Origin of the sequence: Eubacterium sp. OM08-24, assembly GCF_003438075.1 — a bacterium.
Classification (GTDB): Bacteria; Bacillota; Clostridia; order Oscillospirales; family Acutalibacteraceae; genus Ruminococcoides.
Window position 1 is genome coordinate 1 of the sequence record NZ_QSTA01000005.1, and the last position, 17,556, is coordinate 17,556.

The 17,556-nt window shown below is 39.1% G+C and carries 17 protein-coding genes; 2 read left to right on the plus strand and 15 right to left on the minus strand.

Annotated features, from left to right (window positions below; translation table 11 throughout):
• From DXC23_RS08510 to DXC23_RS08575, 13 genes are all read right to left on the minus strand, one after another.
• A partial coding sequence (locus DXC23_RS08510) for a Type 1 glutamine amidotransferase-like domain-containing protein (protein WP_158552531.1) occupies nucleotides 1-200 on the minus strand: 200 nt, incomplete at its 3' end.
• Between the two features lie 212 nt (nucleotides 201-412).
• Nucleotides 413-2,344, minus strand: coding sequence for a lysine--tRNA ligase (gene lysS, locus DXC23_RS08515; RefSeq protein WP_117705689.1), 1,932 nt, complete (start codon nucleotides 2,342-2,344; stop codon nucleotides 413-415).
• Between the two features lie 25 nt (nucleotides 2,345-2,369).
• Entirely contained in the window at nucleotides 2,370-2,852 is a 483-nt protein-coding gene (greA, locus tag DXC23_RS08520; RefSeq protein ID WP_117705690.1) for a transcription elongation factor GreA, read from the minus strand.
• A gap of 227 nt (nucleotides 2,853-3,079) precedes the next feature.
• A complete protein-coding gene (locus DXC23_RS08525) occupies nucleotides 3,080-3,937 on the minus strand; it encodes a hypothetical protein (RefSeq protein ID WP_117705691.1) in 858 nt (285 codons plus the stop codon).
• A gap of 62 nt (nucleotides 3,938-3,999) precedes the next feature.
• On the minus strand, nucleotides 4,000-5,328 hold the full coding sequence (locus DXC23_RS08530; protein ID WP_117705692.1) for a M23 family metallopeptidase: 1,329 nt from the start codon (nucleotides 5,326-5,328) through the stop codon (nucleotides 4,000-4,002).
• A 19-nt stretch (nucleotides 5,329-5,347) separates the two neighbouring features.
• On the minus strand, nucleotides 5,348-6,247 hold the full coding sequence (gene ftsX, locus DXC23_RS08535) for a permease-like cell division protein FtsX (RefSeq protein ID WP_117705693.1): 900 nt from the start codon (nucleotides 6,245-6,247) through the stop codon (nucleotides 5,348-5,350).
• Between the two features lie 35 nt (nucleotides 6,248-6,282).
• Complete coding sequence (ftsE, locus tag DXC23_RS08540) at nucleotides 6,283-7,047, minus strand: cell division ATP-binding protein FtsE (protein WP_117705694.1); 765 nt, start codon at nucleotides 7,045-7,047, stop codon at nucleotides 6,283-6,285.
• A 156-nt stretch (nucleotides 7,048-7,203) separates the two neighbouring features.
• Nucleotides 7,204-8,289, minus strand: coding sequence for a helix-turn-helix domain-containing protein (locus DXC23_RS08545; protein WP_117705784.1), 1,086 nt, complete (start codon nucleotides 8,287-8,289; stop codon nucleotides 7,204-7,206).
• Between the two features lie 1,105 nt (nucleotides 8,290-9,394).
• A complete protein-coding gene (gene ugpC / locus DXC23_RS08555; RefSeq protein ID WP_117705696.1) occupies nucleotides 9,395-10,513 on the minus strand; it encodes a sn-glycerol-3-phosphate ABC transporter ATP-binding protein UgpC in 1,119 nt (372 codons plus the stop codon).
• A gap of 185 nt (nucleotides 10,514-10,698) precedes the next feature.
• On the minus strand, nucleotides 10,699-11,424 hold the full coding sequence (locus DXC23_RS08560; protein ID WP_117705697.1) for a pseudouridine synthase: 726 nt from the start codon (nucleotides 11,422-11,424) through the stop codon (nucleotides 10,699-10,701).
• Between the two features lie 17 nt (nucleotides 11,425-11,441).
• Nucleotides 11,442-11,888 (minus strand): DUF4830 domain-containing protein, encoded by a 447-nt coding sequence (locus DXC23_RS08565; RefSeq protein ID WP_117705698.1) that lies wholly within the window; start codon nucleotides 11,886-11,888, stop codon nucleotides 11,442-11,444.
• 56 nt (nucleotides 11,889-11,944) lie between these two features.
• A complete protein-coding gene (locus DXC23_RS08570) occupies nucleotides 11,945-12,613 on the minus strand; it encodes an HAD hydrolase-like protein (protein ID WP_117705699.1) in 669 nt (222 codons plus the stop codon).
• Nucleotides 12,594-12,980, minus strand: a complete 387-nt coding sequence (locus DXC23_RS08575) for a hypothetical protein (RefSeq protein ID WP_117705700.1) — start codon at nucleotides 12,978-12,980, stop codon at nucleotides 12,594-12,596. The genes DXC23_RS08570 and DXC23_RS08575 overlap by 20 nt, the downstream gene beginning before the upstream one ends.
• A 116-nt stretch (nucleotides 12,981-13,096) precedes the next feature.
• Here DXC23_RS08575 and ychF point away from each other — a divergent pair, with 116 nt between their 5' ends.
• Together ychF and DXC23_RS08585 are read left to right on the plus strand one after the other, a co-directional pair.
• On the plus strand, nucleotides 13,097-14,191 hold the full coding sequence (gene ychF, locus DXC23_RS08580) for a redox-regulated ATPase YchF (RefSeq protein WP_117705701.1): 1,095 nt from the start codon (nucleotides 13,097-13,099) through the stop codon (nucleotides 14,189-14,191).
• A gap of 66 nt (nucleotides 14,192-14,257) precedes the next feature.
• Nucleotides 14,258-15,307, plus strand: coding sequence for an FkbM family methyltransferase (locus DXC23_RS08585; protein WP_147329134.1), 1,050 nt, complete (start codon nucleotides 14,258-14,260; stop codon nucleotides 15,305-15,307).
• Here DXC23_RS08585 and DXC23_RS08590 read toward each other — a convergent pair.
• Nucleotides 15,304-15,891: a hypothetical protein gene (locus DXC23_RS08590; protein ID WP_117705703.1), complete on the minus strand. Its 588-nt coding sequence runs from the start codon at nucleotides 15,889-15,891 to the stop codon at nucleotides 15,304-15,306. The two genes, DXC23_RS08585 and DXC23_RS08590, sit on opposite strands and share 4 nt — an antisense overlap.
• 139 nt (nucleotides 15,892-16,030) lie before the next feature.
• Entirely contained in the window at nucleotides 16,031-17,467 is a 1,437-nt protein-coding gene (locus tag DXC23_RS08595) for a zinc ribbon domain-containing protein (protein ID WP_117705704.1), read from the minus strand.
• Nucleotides 17,468-17,556 lie beyond the last annotated feature (89 nt).

Genomic DNA, 17,556 nt, shown 5'->3' on the forward strand with positions numbered 1-17,556 from the left:
GTTGAATAAGCCTCCGTTGAAATATCAATTTCAGTTACGATTGCTCCCAACTTTTTGAACAATTTTCGAGCCGAGCCGACATAACCGGTGTAGCCTTCACGCAGTGAAGCTGTTAGAATAAATGCGACTTTCTTATTTTCAATTTCTTCCTTTATCAGACTTCCCACACTTGAAAAGTGCGAACATAAAAATAGTTTCATCAATATTCTCCTTTATAAATACCAATTTATCTTTTTCTTTCTGAAAATGGGCAATTCCGCAATGGAACTGCCCATATATCTTTAAAATATGCGATTTTTAAGGCTCTGCACCGTTTCAAGCACCATTTGGTGTAAATTTGGTGTATTTGTGTATTTTCAGAGCTTTTTCACAAATGAAGTACATCCCGTTTTGTAAGGTAAAACGGTACTTCTTAATAGAGCTTTGCACCTGCCGGAATATGGTCATCTACCATAAGGAGATGAAGCTTTTCTTCGCCTTCTTCTTCGTGTACTGCACTGAGAAGCATACCACAAGAGTCAATGCCCATCATTGCTCTTGGAGGAAGATTTGTGATTGCGATAAGTGTCTTACCAACAAGTTCTTCCGGCTCGTAATATGCGTGAATACCGCTTAAAATGGTTCTATCTGTGCCTGTTCCGTCATCAAGAGTGAACTGGAGGAGTTTCTTTGACTTCGGTACAGCAACGCATTCTTTAACCTTAACTGCTCTGAAATCTGACTTTGAGAATGTATCAAAATCAACATCTTCTTCAAACAAAGGCTCAACCTTTACCTTAGAAAAATCAATTTTTTCCGGCTCTGAATTTGGTGTAGAAACCTCTTTAGAACTTACACCATTTTCGGATTTTACACCACCGAGGGTCTTCATTGTCGGGAAAAGCAATACATCTCTGATTGCAGGTGAATCTGTAAGGAGCATAACAAGTCTGTCAATACCGTAGCCGATACCGCCTGTTGGTGGCATACCTACTGCAAGTGCATTGAGGAAGTCCTCGTCTGTATGGTTAGCCTCTTCGTCACCGTTTGCAAAAGCCTCTTCCTGCTTAGCAAATCTTTCTCTCTGGTCGATAGGATCGTTAAGTTCGGAGTAAGCGTTACACATTTCCCAAGTGTTGATAAAGAGCTCAAATCTCTCTACCTTTTCAGGGTCGTCAGGCTTTTTCTTTGTAAGCGGAGAAATTGCAAGCGGATGATCCATAACGAATGTTGGCTGAATAAGGTTCTTTTCGCAGAACTCCTCAAAGAAAAGGTTTACAATGTCGCCCTTTGTATGGCGCTCCTCAAATTCAATATGCTTTTCTCTTGCGAGTGCCTTAGCCTCTTCGTCTGTCTTAACCTCGTCAAAATCAATTCCTGCATACTTTTTGATACAGTCAACCATTGTGATTCTCTCAAATGGCTTGCCAAAATCGATTTCAATGCCGTTATATGTTATTACAGAGCTGCCGCATACCTTTTCTGCAAGATATTTGAACATACTCTCTGTAAGATCCATCATACCGTAGTAGTCGGTGTATGCCTGATAAAGCTCCATAAGTGTAAACTCAGGGTTATGTCTTGTATCTACGCCCTCGTTACGGAAAACTCGTCCGATTTCGTAAACTTTCTCAAGACCGCCGACAATAAGTCTTTTAAGATAAAGCTCAAGTGAAATTCTAAGCTTTACATCTTCATCAAGTGCGTTGTAGTGTGTTTCAAAAGGTCTTGCAGCCGCACCGCCGGCATTGGCAACGAGCATTGGAGTTTCAACCTCCATAAATCCTCTTTCGTCAAGGAAGTTACGGATTTCCTTGATAATTTTTGACCTCTTAACGAATGTATCCTTAACCTCCGGATTCATAATAAGGTCAACATAACGCTGTCTGTAACGAGTATCTGTATTTGTAAGGCCATGAAATTTCTCAGGGAGAATCTGAAGGCTCTTTGAAAGAAGTGTTACCGAAGATGCGTGAATAGAAATTTCGCCTGTTTTGGTCTTGAACACTTCGCCGCTTATGCCAACAATGTCACCCATATCGTATTTCTTAAAATCTTTATAGCTGTCTTCGCCGATGTTATCTCTTGCAACATACACCTGAATTGTGCCCTTTAAGTCCTGAATATGGCAGAAAGACGCCTTACCCATAACACGCTTTGACATAATTCTGCCTGCCAAAGAAACAGTCTTGCCATCAAGCTCATCAAAATTGTCTTTTACATCTGAGCTGTGATGTGTAACATCGTACTTTGTTATTTCAAACGGATTCTTGCCTGCCTCCTGAAGAGCCGCAAGCTTTTCTCGGCGGACCTTTAAAAGGTCACCGAGGTTTTCAGTATTCTGTGACTGATTTTTCTCACTCATTATTTATATTTCCTTTCAACACTGCTTACTTTGAAATCTCTAAAATTTTAAGGCCCTGTGTACCACCGGGAGTTTCAACCTCGACTACATCGCCTACACTTCTGTTCATAAGTGCCTTGCCGATTGGTGATTCATCAGAAATAACGCCCTCTCTCGGGTTAATTCCGTTTGAACCCGAGCCTAAGATTTTAAATGAAAGCTGTCTGCCGTTTGTAACATACTCAACCTTTACAACTGAGGTAAGGTGAACATGCTCGTTTGAAGTGTTGCTCTCATCAATGATAACGGCATTTTTAAGAGTAGCCTCAACAGTAGCAATACGAGCCTCAAGAATAGCCTGCTCGTTTTTAGCGTCATCGTATTCGCTGTTCTCGGAAAGGTCACCGTAAGAACGGGCAACCTTGATTTTCTCTGCAATTTCTTTTCGTTTTTCGGTTTTTAAGAATTCGAGTTCTTCCTCGTATTTTTTAACATCTTCTGCTGTAAGCATAATTTGTTTTGCTGCCATTATACATCGTCCTTTCAATAAGAAAAATGATTTCTTTATAATTCTTACATACTTTTTAATTATAAAATTTTTTCGTGCTATTGTCAAGCAAAATGCAAAATATTGGCAACAAATTGCCCCAACAGAAAAAGGAATACAGACTCCGTTTTTACTTAAATATTTTTAATATCAGTACCTTTTTATCTTAGGCTGTAATTCTTGCCCGTTGTTTTTCTTTTGTCAATGATTTAATTTTCGTCTGCCGATTTTGCGGAATTTTTGTAAAGGCTTTCAAACATTGCATACAACGATTTTACTGTTTGCGTAGCGGAAAAATTACTGCACATTGTAGGCACTATTGAGCCGAGCGAATATTGCCTGCCGAGTGAATACAAAGCCGAACAAAAATACTCCGTTTCGAGTTCCTGCGGTTTTATTCGGTCAAAGCCATTTGGCATTTTAAAGTAATATTTATAATAAACCTCGCCTGTCAGCTCTGCCTTTGGTCTGCCGTTTGTCAAAATTAAAGTGTTTTCGTTTGATGAGAATGTTTTTTCAATCGTGTGCGGAGCAATTATCAGGTGGCAATGTTCAAGCTCCTCGGTTCTTTTTGTAACCACCGAGCAAGCGCCCATATTCTCCATAACAAGTTCGTTTTCGTCATAATAAACATCCGGGCAATCCGTAACAACCGTTACATCAGAGGAATATTTCATAACATACGGCAAAAATTCACTTTCACGCCCGTCAAGGTCATAAATTCCGATTTTCAGCTTTTCGGTAAAATCGCACATTGAAAGCAAGCAAATTGCAAGGTTTGTGCAGAGCCTTGCCGAAAAGTCCGAATTTTCAAATCTTTTGAATTTGCTGTCGCTTTCAAATTTAATTTTTGGCGAGCATATTATTCTGTTTTTGCTGTCGCCTACGATTTTTTCGAGCTTTTCAAACCTTGGCTTTCTGCCGTATGAAATGTATGTAATATGCTTGAGGTACACTCCCCTTGCCCGTTTTATCTTCACTACGGCTCTGTCACGCCTGAGCCTGTCTGCCAATCCTTTTATTCCTTTTCTTCGTTCGTGCTTTTTAACAGTCAGTGCCGTAAGCATAAAAAATCCCTCCGCATAACTTTTTATTAAGTATATGCAAAGGGATTGATTTTAATTATTAATTATGACTGAAATTCTGTCATAGGATTGTACTTAACACCGTTAAGTCTTGTTTCAAAGTGGAGATGCGCACCTGTGGAGTGACCGGTTGAGCCGACAAAGCCGATAACCTGTCCCTGATAAACATGCTGACCTGTATAAACCATAGTAGTTGAAAGGTGACCGTAAACTGTCATCTTGCCGCCATCATGCGCAATCATTACATAGTTGCCGTAGCCACCGCCACAGCCGCATGAACCGTCCTTGCCCCAGTTGTGATAACAACCGTTGTAAGAATCAATTACAACGCCCTCTTTAGCAGCCACAACATCTGCACCCATAATGCCTGCATCGGCAATATCAATAGCACCGTGGTTATAAGAGCCTCTGTCCTCGTTCCATTCGGAAGTAAGATAGTAATATCCCGGGCAAGGCCATACAAAGCCTGACGGTGAAACCTCAAGGTCATCGTGAACAGTGCCGCTTGATGAGCCACCGCTGTTTGAATTATTATTTCTTTCCTGCTCGGCACGCTCTGCCTCAAGTCTTGCCTTTTCAGCGTAATAATTAGAAATAGCCTTTTCTATATCATCACTTTCAAGTGCGCCGTTCTGAATTTCGCTTGTCGCCTGATCGCTTGTCTTATAAAGTCCTGCCAAAAGTTCTTTATTCTCCTCGAGAATTTTGTTAAGTTCCTGCTGGTCGCTTTCAAGACTTGCCTCTTCTGCCTCGAGTGAATCCATATCCTTTTCAAGCTCTGCCTTTTCTTTAGAAATATTCTCAAGGTCGCCCTGAATTGAATTGATAAGATTATTATCGTAATCAGAGAGTGCCTCTACAAGCTCCATTTTATCAAGAAAATCAGAAAAGCTCTTTGCTCCGAAAATAATTTCAAGGTCAGTTGTATTGCCTGCCATATAAATATTTCTGAGTCTGTTGCGGAGAGTATTCATCTGATTTTCAATGCTCTTATTGGCGTTATCAATAGCTGTCTGCTTGTCCTGAATTTTGCCGTTAAGCTCATTAATGCTCTGATGGCTGAGTTCGATTTTATCATCGAGAACCTGCACCTTGCTTACAAGCGCATTAACATATTCTTCCTGATCTGCAATATTTTCTTTTGTTTTTTCAAGAATTTGCTGATATTTATCGCTCTGAGCCTGAAGTTCCTGTCTTCTGTTCTCAAGTGCGTCAATATCGTTAGGATCAATAGTGGTTGCCTGAGTTTGCTCAGTTGATGCCTCTTGTGCAGCCTGCTCCTCAGCAAATACAGGATAAGCCGAATATGCAAAAATACACATACTGAGAATTGCACAAAGCACTGCTTTGAATCTTTTTTTAGAAATTCGCATTAAATATACTCCTTTGTTATTACCAACCGAGAATTTCGTTGCCTTCCATCTTGAGATACTTACGCATTGAAATAAAGCTGCCAAATGCGCCAATCAGCATACCTGCAATAATGAAGATACCGCCGACCTGCAAGCAAACATCCGAAAATGGAATTGTAGAAATTTTTACGAATGAATTTACTGCCGACATAACGCCCTCATATACCACATAAAGCACGCCTGTACCGATAACTGCTGAAATAAAACCAAGCACCATACCCTCGACTACAAACGGAAGTCGAACAAAGGCATTGGTAGCGCCGACAGATTTCATAATACTGATTTCAAATCGCCTTGAATACATTGTAGTTCTGATTGTATTTGCAATAATAAACAGAGAAATAATTGTAAGTGCAACAACAATCGCAAGGCTTATGTAGCTTACAAGGTTGCTTATGTCTGTGAGCTTTCGTGCAAGCTCACTGCGGTTATTAATAGAATCCACACCGTCAACCTTTAAAATAGCGTCAATGGTTTGATCATATTTAGACAAATCGTCCATTGCAACTATGTATGCGTCCGGCAACGGGTTATTGTCACCGTTTACATTTTCAAATACCGCCTCGGGAAGTGAATCCTTAAATTCGTTGATTGCGTCTTCCTTTGGATAAAATTTTACAGAAGTAATATTATCAAGCTGCTCAAGGTTTTTGCCAATGTAAACAGCCTCAAGGTCAGATGTTCCGTCCTTAATATAAACGGTTGTTTCATTGGTTTTGCCGACAGACTCAACCTCTTTTTCTATGTTTACAGAAATAAGCTCAGCCGCACCGGTAAGCACAAGACAGCTTACCAAAACGCATATTGAAGCAATACTCATAATTCGGTTGCTCCATATACTTCTGAAGCCTTCCTTAATTAAATAGCCAAAGCCACTCATATTATGTTCCTTTCTTTTCGGTTTGGAACGACAACTTATTCGGCAATCGCATCATTATTTTCTCTATGAAGTGCAATGCCCTCTATTATTTCGTCAATATCCTCATACTCTGCGTCAAATGCAAGCGCAGCCTCAGGATTTTTAGTGTCGCTCTTTACTCTGCCATGGTCAATCACAATTACACGCTTGTTGAACTGTCTTACAAGGTCGTGTTCGTGAGTAACAACAAGCACAGTTGTTCCCATATCGTTAATTTCACTCAAAAGCTGAATAATATCGTGTGACATCTCCGGGTCAACATTACCTGTCGGCTCATCAGCAATAATAATCTCTGGATTATTTACCAAAGCTCTTGCAAGGCTGACACGCTGCTGCTCGCCGCCCGAAAGCTCGCTTGGCTTGTTTTTCATTTTATTTTTAAGTCCGACAAGTTCAAGAATATACGGAACTCTTTTTTTGATTGAAGATGCGCTCGAACCGATTGCACGCATTGCAAAGGCAACATTATCAAAAACATTCATCTTGTCAATAAGTCTGAAATCCTGAAAAACTATGCCCATGTGGCGGCGAAGATACGGAACTTTTCTGCGGCGCATTTTGGTTATATTAAGATTATTTACAATGATTTCGCCCGATGACGGACTTTCCTCATGCATAATCAGCTTTAAAAACGTACTTTTACCTGCTCCGGACGCACCCACTATAAAAGCAAACTCGCCCTTGTCGATGTGAATAGATACATCGTGAAGCGCATGAGTGCCGTTCGGATAGGTTTTAGATACATTGTTAAAATCTATCATAAATTTCACCTTTATTACAAAATATACATTTATTCTGTATATTTTGCGTTGTATAATACAATTTTTTGTAATATTTTGACAAATTAATTCTAAAAAGTCAAAATGGCCTGCACCCCCGAAAGCCGACAGTGCAGAGCCATATTAAATTCGCTAAAATCAATACTTTGCAGGGCTTGCGTTAAGGTACTTTTTAACCATAAGAGCTACCTTAAATACGATAGCGTCCTCAAACTCACGAAGATCAAGGCCTGTAAGTTTCTTAATTTTTTCAAGTCTGTAAACAAGAGTGTTTCTGTGAACAAAAAGCTTTCTTGATGTTTCAGAAACATTGAGGTTGTTTTCAAAGAAACGCTGAATAGTAAAGAGTGTTTCCTGATCGAGGCTCTCAATAGAACCACGCTTGAAAACTTCCTTTAAGAACATTTCGCAAAGTGTTGTAGGGAGCTGATAAATAAGACGAGCAATACCGAGGTTGTCATAGCTTACGATTGTACGCTCTGTGTCAAATACCTTTGCAACCTCAAGCGCACTCTGTGCCTCCTTGAACGAACGAGCAAGGTCTTTGATGCCTGTTACGGTTGTACCGATACCTACAACGCAGTGAGTGTAGAACTCGCTTGAAAGTGTGTCTGAAATAGAGCTTGCGAGCTTTTCAAGGTCACGACTTTCGGTATCTGCCTTAATTTCCTTAACAAGTGCAATTTCGTACTCATTAATGTTGATAACGAAGTCCTTTGACTTATCGGGGAAAAGATTTTGAATAATATCATATGCAGATACATCTGTTTTTGAAATAATTTTAATGAGAAGGCAAACTCTTGAAACCTCGCTGTTAAAGTGAAGTTCTCTTGCCTTAAGATAGATATCGCCCGGAAGAATGTTATCGAGAATTACATTCTTGATAAAGTTTGAGCGATCGTATTTTTCATCATAATACTGCTTAATGCTTGCAAAAGAAACAGAAAGGAGCTGTGCATACTTCTGAGCATATTCGTCAGTACCCTGAACAAATACAGCGTAATCATACTTAGCGTTGCTGCCAAATGACTTATATGTATAGCCATTGATTACAAAAGGAGCTGTTGAGCTTAATGTTTCTGAGGTTACGCTTTCGTTTACCTCACCGATCTTACCAAGCTCTGAGCAGGCTATAACAACAGAAGTTTCATCAATAACGCCAATTGTTCTGTCGATTGCATCTTTCATCTGGTGAACAATACCCTGGAATAATCTGTTTGACATTTTATTTACCTCTTTTTCTAAGCAAATATTCATATAATTGTAAGCATATTATTCTGGCATATTTCCGCCGACAGCAAAACTGTAAATATACAAAAATCACAAACTGTCTGTAATTTTTTGTACAGCAAGCCTTTTCGGCAAAAATTCTTATAATAAGAGCCTAATGAATTAATATATTTAAAATACAATATATCTCTTATATACATATTACACAAAAACGAGAAAAAAATCAACCTCTATTTTCAAATTTCTTTATTTTTTTTATAGATTTTGCATAATCAGCAAAAGGTTACAAAATTGATAACAATATTAAACAAATTTAACCTTTACTTTTTAGCTAATTACAATAAAAACAAGCAGTGCAAAGTTTTCTACTAAAACGCAAAAATGTTCTTTGCTAAAGTTGGGTATTTTTACAAATTGCGGTTTAGCTTATTTTCGGTCTGGCAACAAAGTTAAAAAATAACCGACTATCCGCCACAATATTAAAAGTTTAGTAAACCTTTTTAAAGGTTGTGGGTGTGGGCAATGCCCACAAAGGCTTTAAGCTATCGCAAATTATTAACAGCCAAACGGCTTGCCGTTTGGTGGCTTGAACACAATGGCGAAAGCCGCTAAATTTGCAATAGAAACAAGAAAAAAATATTCTTATAATTTGTACTGCCATTGCATTGCAATGACGGTACATTATTTTAATCATTCTTGTTTAAATGCTATCGCCTGTTTTTCAAACATTTGTCTTAGCACGCAAACAGCAAAGCTGTTTGCGCCCGATAATTTAATGTAAGGGAAACTTTTTATGGTCTCTGCCCAAACCCGCAACCCTTTAAAAAGGGTTGACCTAAATTTTAAATTTATTAAACTAAGCTTTGTGCGCTAAAGCATTATTTACCACAACTATTGACAAAGAACCTGAAAAGGTTGACCAAACTTTTAACTTTGGGACGGAGAGTTTTGCTTTTGCTATACTTTGTTGTCCGACCGAAAGTCAGCTGAACCATAATTCACCCCACTTTTGGTAAAAAACCACTCTAATTCGTCCTGCTTTTGACAAAATCCAAACAAAAAGGCGGAGCTTTCGCTCCGCCATAAGTACATATAAAAATCAGTTAATGATTGTACGCTCTGTTTCTTTATCAAAGATGTGGAGCTTATCAAGCTCAAAAGCAACCTTAACGCTGTCACCAGGATGAGCAGTTGAAGTAGGCTCAACTCTTGCTGTTACAGGGATACCGCCGATATTTACATAGAGGTAAATTTCAGCACCCATAAGCTCTGTAACATCTACATTACATTCAACAACACCGTTGTCGCTTGTGCACTTAGCGAGGAAATCAGGCTCATCGTGAACGTGCTCAGGACGAATACCGAATACTACTTCCTTGCCTACATATGGATCAAGCACGCCGCCCTTAGTTTTCTCTGAAGGAACGATAACCTGATACTTGTCAAAGCAAAGTGCATACTCAGAACCAACCTTCTTGAGTGTTGCGTCAATGAAGTTCATCTGAGGTGAACCGATAAATCCTGCAACGAACATATTGCATGGCATATCGTAGAGGTGCTGAGGAGTATCAACCTGCTGAATGAAACCGTCTTTCATAACAACAATTCTTGTACCCATTGTCATAGCCTCTGTCTGGTCATGAGTTACATAGATAAATGTTGTACCAAGTCTCTGATAGAGCTTAGAAATCTCTGTTCTCATCTGAGCACGAAGCTTAGCATCAAGGTTTGAAAGAGGTTCGTCAAGTAAGAATACCTTAGGATCACGAACGATAGCACGACCGAGGGCAACACGCTGTCTCTGACCACCTGAAAGAGCCTTTGGCTTTCTGTCGAGGTACTGCTCAATACCGAGGATACGAGCTGCCTCTTCAACTCTTCTCTTAATTTCGTCCTTTGGAATCTTGCGGAGCTTAAGACCAAATGCCATATTATCATATACAGTCATATGTGGATAAAGAGCATAGTTCTGGAATACCATTGCGATATCTCTGTCCTTAGGTGCAACATCGTTAGCGAGCATATCGCCAATGTAAAGTTCACCCTTTGAGATATCCTCAAGACCTGCGATCATACGGAGAGTAGTTGACTTACCGCAACCTGATGGTCCTACAAGAATAATAAATTCCTTGTCTGCAATTTCAAGGTTAAAATCTGTTACGGCTGTAACGCCGCCGTCATAGATTTTATAGATGTGTCTTAAAGATACATTTGCCATTTTTATAAACCTCCAATAATCCGATGAAGCAAAAATCTGAAAATCTATATTGAGAAAATACTGTTTTGCTTTATTACACTTAATAATATATCACTTTTGCGCTTTTTTTACTATACTGATTTTGACTAAAATTTTAGTCGTTATTTTATTTATTTCAGCGACCGGTTAAAAAATGCCCCTCTATTTTAGTGCATTTTGCCCATAAAGATTGACATTTTATCTAATTCCGATAACATTTTACACTCTCCTATGGGCAAATTGCTATCCAAATACAAATCACCTATTGATATTCGTTTAAGGTGCACAACATTTTTTCCACATACCGCAAACATTTTCTTTACCTGGTGGAATTTGCCCTCGCAAATAGTAACAACAGCCGTTGTTTTGCTCGGATCTTCACCGTCAATCTCAAGTTTTGCCGGCATACAGTGCGTACCGTCGGTAAATACTATACCTTTTTCAAAGGCGCTTATCATTTCATCTGTTATAATTCCGTCAAGCCGAGCAATATACTTTTTTTCAATATGCTTTTTAGGCGAAAGCATATTATGGGCAAACTCTCCGTCATTTGTTACAATGAGCAAACCCTCGGTATCCTTGTCAAGCCTGCCTGCCGGAAAAAGTCCGGGGCGCTTAAAATCTTCGGGCAACAGGTCAACAACCGTTTCTGCCCTCTTGTCATTGCTTGCCGAGAGAACACCGCCCGGTTTATTCATCATAATATACACATATTTACTGTATAAAAGAGGTTGTCCGCTTACGGTAATATCATCTGCCACAGCATTTACCTTATGCTGCGGCTGCTTTATGCACTCACCATTTACACACACTGCGCCGTCCTTAATGAGTTTTTGCACATCTTTGCGACTGCCAACATTCTGAGAAACCAGAATTTTATCAAGTCTGTCCATTTTGCCATCCTTTCTGCCTAAATCAAAGGCAGATATTCTTCTCCGTATATACCGCTTGCTATGTGACCGCCGATAATGCGGTTTTTATAAACGAGTATCACAGCCTTTTTACCGTTATCAATACTATATGTATATCGTTTTGCCGTTTTGCCTGCGTAACTTAGCAAATCAAATCCGCTGCTTTTCTGAATTTCGTTATACTCGTCATATACGCTGTTGAAATTTTGCGGAATTACCACTTCGTCAGATGTTTCCTGCCCTGTCTTTAGCTCAAGCTGTTTAAAAAATCCGAGCCTGTCATCGGCACTGTCTGCTTTTAGAGAATAGATTTTTGAATTTTTTTCAATATTATCCTCTACAGATGTGAAATCTGCATTTATAATTACCAAAAATGCGGTAATTACAGTGAGAACAGCGGTCAATGCAATTATAAATCGTTTCTTTTTTAATCGTAAAACAAACATTTCAAAACCTCCATATACCTTACATATGTATATGAAAGTTTACGGCTTAAATTGCACTAAATTAAATCATAAATTTCAAGCGGAGTGTCGGCAAAAACTTTTCCGCCTGCCTCTATCATTTTGTCAATGTCACCATAGCCGTAATTTGCGCCGACAAAATCAATGCCCGTCTGCACAGCGCCCTTTGTGTCAAAGAAAGTGTCACCGATAATCACCGCATTTTCTCTGTCTTTTTCAAGGGTAGTGCCAAGCGCTTTAAGAGCATACGGAATAAGGTCTTTTTTGTCCTTTCTGTCGCCCTCAAGGTTTGAACCGCAAACGGCATCAAAATACCGAGAAAGTCCGAGAATGTCAATGATCTCCTTTGCAAACTGCTCGTATTTTGACGAACACACAGCAATTTTCTTGCCGTCCGCCTTAATTTTAGCGAGCAATTCTTCAACGTCGTCATATGCGGTGTTTACAAACTTTCCCTTTGTGTTGTAAATTTCTCTGTAAACCTCAACCCCACGCACACTCTCCTCTTTTGAAAAGTGGCATACATTCAAAAATGTATCAAGGAGCGGCGGGCCTATATATAATGTATAATCGCTAAGATCGGGCACGGGTTTTCCCATTTCTTTTATTGCATTTTCAAGGGAATATCTTATACCCTCAGCGCTTTTGCTTATAGTGCCGTCAAGGTCAAAAAGTATGTACTCGTGCTTAACCATTGAATTTTTCATCCGCCTTTTTTTGGAATTTATCTGCTTTTACGCTCACTCTTGTGTGAGTACCCTTTGCAATTATTCCTTTTGCGTCACTTGCACTTACTTCAAAATTAAAAAATCTTCCGTCATTTTCCTTTAATACAGCCGTTGCGGAAATTTCTGCACCGAGCGGAGTAGGACTTGTGTGTTCTATTGAAATAGCAGTACCCACTGTTGTAAGCTCATCGTTATTTAAAATTTCCTCGCAAAGCTCAAAAGCCGCATTTTCCATAAGAGCCACTACGGCAGGAGTAGCAAGCACTGCAAGTCCGCCGCTGCCCATTGATACTGCAAGCTGTTCTTCTTCTACTTTTATTGATTTTGTAAGAGTTTTTTCTTCCATAATAATCACCTTTCCCTGTTGTCTATCACGAAAAATTGTGATATACTTATTATTATGATACAATAAAAATATTGATTAGGCAAGTATGCCAATTAATTTTTGAGGAGTAAAAGATAATGAAATTAGGCATTGTAGGTTTACCTAATGTTGGTAAAAGCACACTTTTTAACGCAATCACAAACGCAGGCGCTCAGAGTGCAAACTATCCGTTCTGTACAATCGAGCCGAATGTCGGTGTTGTAGCAGTTCCCGATAAGCGTCTTGACAAATTAGCAGAAATGTATGACCCGGACAAATACACCCCTGCATCAATCGAATTTGTTGACATTGCAGGCCTTGTAAAGGGTGCATCAAAGGGCGAGGGCCTTGGCAACAAGTTCCTTTCAAACATTCGTGAGTGTGACGCAATCGTTCATGTTGTTCGTTGCTTTGAAAATGATGACATTATTCATGTAGAGGGTTCTATTGACCCTGCAAGAGATATTGAAACTATCAATCTTGAGCTTATTTTGTCTGATGTTGAAATGCTTGAGCGTAAAATTGACAGAACACAAAAGATGCTCAAGGGCGACAAAAAATATCAGAAAGACATTGATTTTTACAAACGAGTTCTTGAGGCACTTGAGGCAGGCAAGCCTGCACGAAGTGTAGAGTGTGACGATGACGAGGCACTTTTGCTCTCTGATGTGGCATTGCTCACAACAAAGCCTGTAATTTATGCCGCAAATATGAGCGAGGATGATTTTTCAAACGGTCTTGATACTAACGAAGGTTACAAGGCAGTTCAGAAGATTGCCGCCGAGGAAAAGGCAGGCGTTCTCCCTATTTGCGCTGAAATTGAGGCAGAAATCGTAGAAATGGATAAGGAAGAAAAAGAGCTTTTCCTTTCCGATATGGGACTTGAGCAGAGCGGTCTTGACAGACTTATCAGCGAGTGCTACTCACTCCTCGGTCTTATCTCTTACCTTACAGCAGGCAAGCAGGAAGTAAGAGCATGGACAATTAAGAAAGGCACGAAAGCTCCACAAGCGGCAGGTAAAATTCACACAGACTTTGAGCGTGGATTTATTCGTGCCGAAGTTATTGCATATGATGACCTTATCGCCTGCGGCAGTATGACAGCGGCAAAAGAAAAAGGTCTTGTTCGCAGCGAGGGCAAAGAATATGTTATGAAAGACGGAGATGTAGTTCTTTTCAGATTCAATGTATAATTGCTTATTATTAATTATAAAAATTCAGCCACCGTTTTTTGCGGTGGCTTTGTTGTAGGTGAAACAATGGAAATCAATAAAAATTATATATGGAATTATCTTAAAAATTCCGATTTACCGATTATTCTTTACGGAATGGGTGACGGTGCAGACAAAGTTCTGTCCGCTTTTAAAAAATACGGAATAACCGCAAGCGGCGTTATGGCGAGCGATGATTTTGTAAGAGGTCAGAGTTTTCACGAATTTACGGTAAAAAAGCTAAGTGACTTTGAAAATGAGTATTCAGATTTTATAATTGCACTTTGCTTTGCCACTCAACTGCCCGATGTTATGCAAAATATTTTTGAAATTGCCAAAAAGCATAAAGTGATAGTTCCGAGTGTGCCGGCATTCGGCGAGGTTTTGTTTGACGAGAAATTTATGAGTGATAACAACGATAGCATAAAAAGCGCTCGAAATTTGCTTGCCGATGATTTATCAAAAAAAGTTTTTGACAATATTCTTGAATTTTACAAAACAGGCGAGCTTACCCTGCTCGATGACATTACTACCGACAAAGACGAAGCTTTTTCTCTCCTTTCCCTCGGCGAAAGCGAAACCTATGTTGACCTTGGTGCATACAACGGCGATACCATTGACGAGTTTTTGCATTACACAAACGGAAAATACAAGCACATAACCGCACTTGAGCCAAACGCAAAGAATTACAGCAAATTACAGCTGCATTGCGCAGATATGAAAAACCTTGAGCTTTGGCAGCTTGGAGCATACAGTCACAACACAACGCTTTGCTTTAACAACAAAGCAGGCAGAAACAGTGCAATAGTCAGCGAGAGCAGCACCAAAACACCCGTTGCCGCCGTTGACACAATTTTGTGCGGCAGAGCCGCCACCTATGTTAAGGCTGATGTTGAGGGTGCTGACTTTGAAACAATTTTGGGTATGAAAAATACGCTGAAAATGTTTAAGCCAAAGCTCAACTTTTCAGCGTATCATAGATTTGAAGATATTTTCAGACTGCCGCTTTTGATTTCGGGAATAAATACTGAATACAAAATATATTTGCGGCATCATCCGTACATTCCTGCGTGGGATACTAATCTCTATTGCATTTAATTATTTTTTGAAGAACCGAATTCATTTAATATATCATCAATTTCGCTTTCATCGGCTACTTTGTCGGTGGAAGCGTATTTGCTGTAATCAAAATCATCGTCGTCATCATTTAAATCGTATGTTGTTTCTACAGCTTTCGGTGTTTCTGCCTCGGCAGCCTTTTCATTTACAAATTCTTCGTTTCTGCGCTTTGCCTCAAGCAATCTTTCCTCAGCCTCTGCCTCTGCCTCTGCCTCTGCCTTTTTGCGCTTGTCGCCAAAAGCAATGTCGCCTACAAACAAACCGAAAATACCCGAAATAAGGTAAGCTACCAAAAGAATTATATTGGTAAGCTGAAAACCGCCGTTGTAAATAAGCATACTTGGAATAAACACAACAGGAGCAATAAGCGTAAACAAAAAGTCCATTCCGTACTTAGAGCAATACATGGCCGCACAAACTATTGCTGTTGCTGGGAAAATAAAGTAATATGCCACTGTTGAAAATCCCTGCATTGACTTTGAAATAAAAATAATAGGAACAAGCAAATAAACCAAAAGGATTACCACACCATATGGCAAATATTTTTTAACTAAACCGTTCATAATAACCTCCGAAATAATATATTATAATACTCATACTATTATAACTAAATTTCATAAAAAATCAAGAAGATATGCAATATTTGTTGCTTTGCATTAAAAAACGAGGCTTAAACTAAGCCCCGTTTTTATTTTTCGTAAATTACTTGAGTCCTTCAGTAATTTCTTCGTTATAATCAGCCTTCTGTGCAACTACCAAATCATTATACATAGCCGACTTATCTGTGTAACCCTTTACAGAACTAAAGTAAGAATACTTGAGTGTTGTTTCACCCTCAATTGACGCATACTTTGTATCTACATACTGAGTTCCGTCAGCGTACTCTATAATGTCAGCGTATCTTACAGGGAAATAAACAGTAGTTTCATCAAACTGCTTTTTCTCCTCGTTGCTCTTCACCTTGCCGCTGTAAATAACATAAACCTGATTTGTACCGTTAAAGCTCCATGAATTATCAACTTTTTCTGTAAGGAAATATGTGCCCTCAAATTTAAGATCCGACACACCTATATATTTGCTGTCGCCTGCAAAATATGAATTAATAACATCTTCTGTCTGCTTTTTCATAGTAGACATAGTATCGTCTGAAATATCAGCTGCCTTATCAATATATTTGTCTACATCAGAGCAGGTATAATCTTTAGATGTAGCTGTAAATGCGTAACCGTAGTCTTCAACAAAATATTCCGGGTTATTAGATACAGTAACAGTAACTGTATCGCCTACTTTTATACCGTAGCTCTTGCTTAAATCGAAATAGATATTTGAGTAAACATCATCAGTTTTTGTTTTAACAACCTCAGCGCTTATATTAGGTGAAGTACCTGTAAAGTCAACTCTAATGCCATCAAATGGGTCTATTTTTTTAACCTCTTTAAGTCCCTCAACAGTGTATTCTGTCGGTTCGCCTACATATTCGATTTTGAATTTTGCGGCTGCCTCATTATCAAATTCAAAACTTACAGTAACAGTGTCGCCGTTTGAAAGCTCGCTGTTTTTGTCAAGGCTGTAATCAAGGCTGTCTATCATATCATAGTAGTAAGACAATAAATTGTTTGCACCCTCTGACATATAAACCTTTTTAAATGAAGATGATGCTTTCTGCAAATCCTCAAAATATTTATCAGAATCAAAATCAATAGACGCTCTGCCATATGTATCGTAGCCGTCATATTCAATATTAATATAATCGTTAAGGTTAATTTTTGTTTTGTGATTTACCACAAGAACAGCAGCTACAACTATGATAGCAACCAAAGCACACGCACCGCCGATAATACCAATAAGCATCTTTTTATTTTTCGGCTTTTTAGGCTGCATAGCAGGAGCGTAATTCATATTTTGCTGTGTGTAATTCTGAGCCTGAAAGTTTGGCTGAGGCACTTCATTGTTTGCCTGAGGTACTGTATTATTCTGCTGAGGCTCTGTGTTCTGCTGATTCTGAACAGGCTGAGTAAACTGAGCCTGCCGATTTGAATTTTCTTCAGCCTTTGGCTGCGCTGCCTGAACATTTGTTCCGCAAAAAATACAGAATTTGCTGTCATCGTTAATTTCTTTCTTACAATTAGGGCAATTCATTTCATATCCACCTTCCTATTATTAAAAAATATTAAAAAATGTGTTATTCACATTTTCATCACATAAAATTATACTATTGTAAACAAAAA

Bases quoted from the DNA above. Each gene is read 5' to 3' on its own strand.
- lysS (WP_117705689.1), bottom strand. From the start codon at position 2,344: ATGAGTGAGAAAAATCAGTCACAGAATACTGAAAACCTCGGTGACCTT.
- greA (WP_117705690.1), bottom strand. From the start codon at position 2,852: ATGGCAGCAAAACAAATTATGCTTACAGCAGAAGATGTTAAAAAATAC.
- DXC23_RS08525 (WP_117705691.1), bottom strand. From the start codon at position 3,937: ATGCTTACGGCACTGACTGTTAAAAAGCACGAACGAAGAAAAGGAATA.
- DXC23_RS08530 (WP_117705692.1), bottom strand. From the start codon at position 5,328: ATGCGAATTTCTAAAAAAAGATTCAAAGCAGTGCTTTGTGCAATTCTC.
- ftsX (WP_117705693.1), bottom strand. From the start codon at position 6,247: ATGAGTGGCTTTGGCTATTTAATTAAGGAAGGCTTCAGAAGTATATGG.
- ftsE (WP_117705694.1), bottom strand. From the start codon at position 7,047: ATGATAGATTTTAACAATGTATCTAAAACCTATCCGAACGGCACTCAT.
- DXC23_RS08545 (WP_117705784.1), bottom strand. From the start codon at position 8,289: ATGTCAAACAGATTATTCCAGGGTATTGTTCACCAGATGAAAGATGCA.
- ugpC (WP_117705696.1), bottom strand. From the start codon at position 10,513: ATGGCAAATGTATCTTTAAGACACATCTATAAAATCTATGACGGCGGC.
- DXC23_RS08560 (WP_117705697.1), bottom strand. From the start codon at position 11,424: ATGGACAGACTTGATAAAATTCTGGTTTCTCAGAATGTTGGCAGTCGC.
- DXC23_RS08565 (WP_117705698.1), bottom strand. From the start codon at position 11,888: ATGTTTGTTTTACGATTAAAAAAGAAACGATTTATAATTGCATTGACC.
- DXC23_RS08570 (WP_117705699.1), bottom strand. From the start codon at position 12,613: ATGAAAAATTCAATGGTTAAGCACGAGTACATACTTTTTGACCTTGAC.
- DXC23_RS08575 (WP_117705700.1), bottom strand. From the start codon at position 12,980: ATGGAAGAAAAAACTCTTACAAAATCAATAAAAGTAGAAGAAGAACAG.
- ychF (WP_117705701.1), top strand. From the start codon at position 13,097: ATGAAATTAGGCATTGTAGGTTTACCTAATGTTGGTAAAAGCACACTT.
- DXC23_RS08585 (WP_147329134.1), top strand. From the start codon at position 14,258: ATGGAAATCAATAAAAATTATATATGGAATTATCTTAAAAATTCCGAT.
- DXC23_RS08590 (WP_117705703.1), bottom strand. From the start codon at position 15,891: ATGAACGGTTTAGTTAAAAAATATTTGCCATATGGTGTGGTAATCCTT.
- DXC23_RS08595 (WP_117705704.1), bottom strand. From the start codon at position 17,467: ATGAATTGCCCTAATTGTAAGAAAGAAATTAACGATGACAGCAAATTC.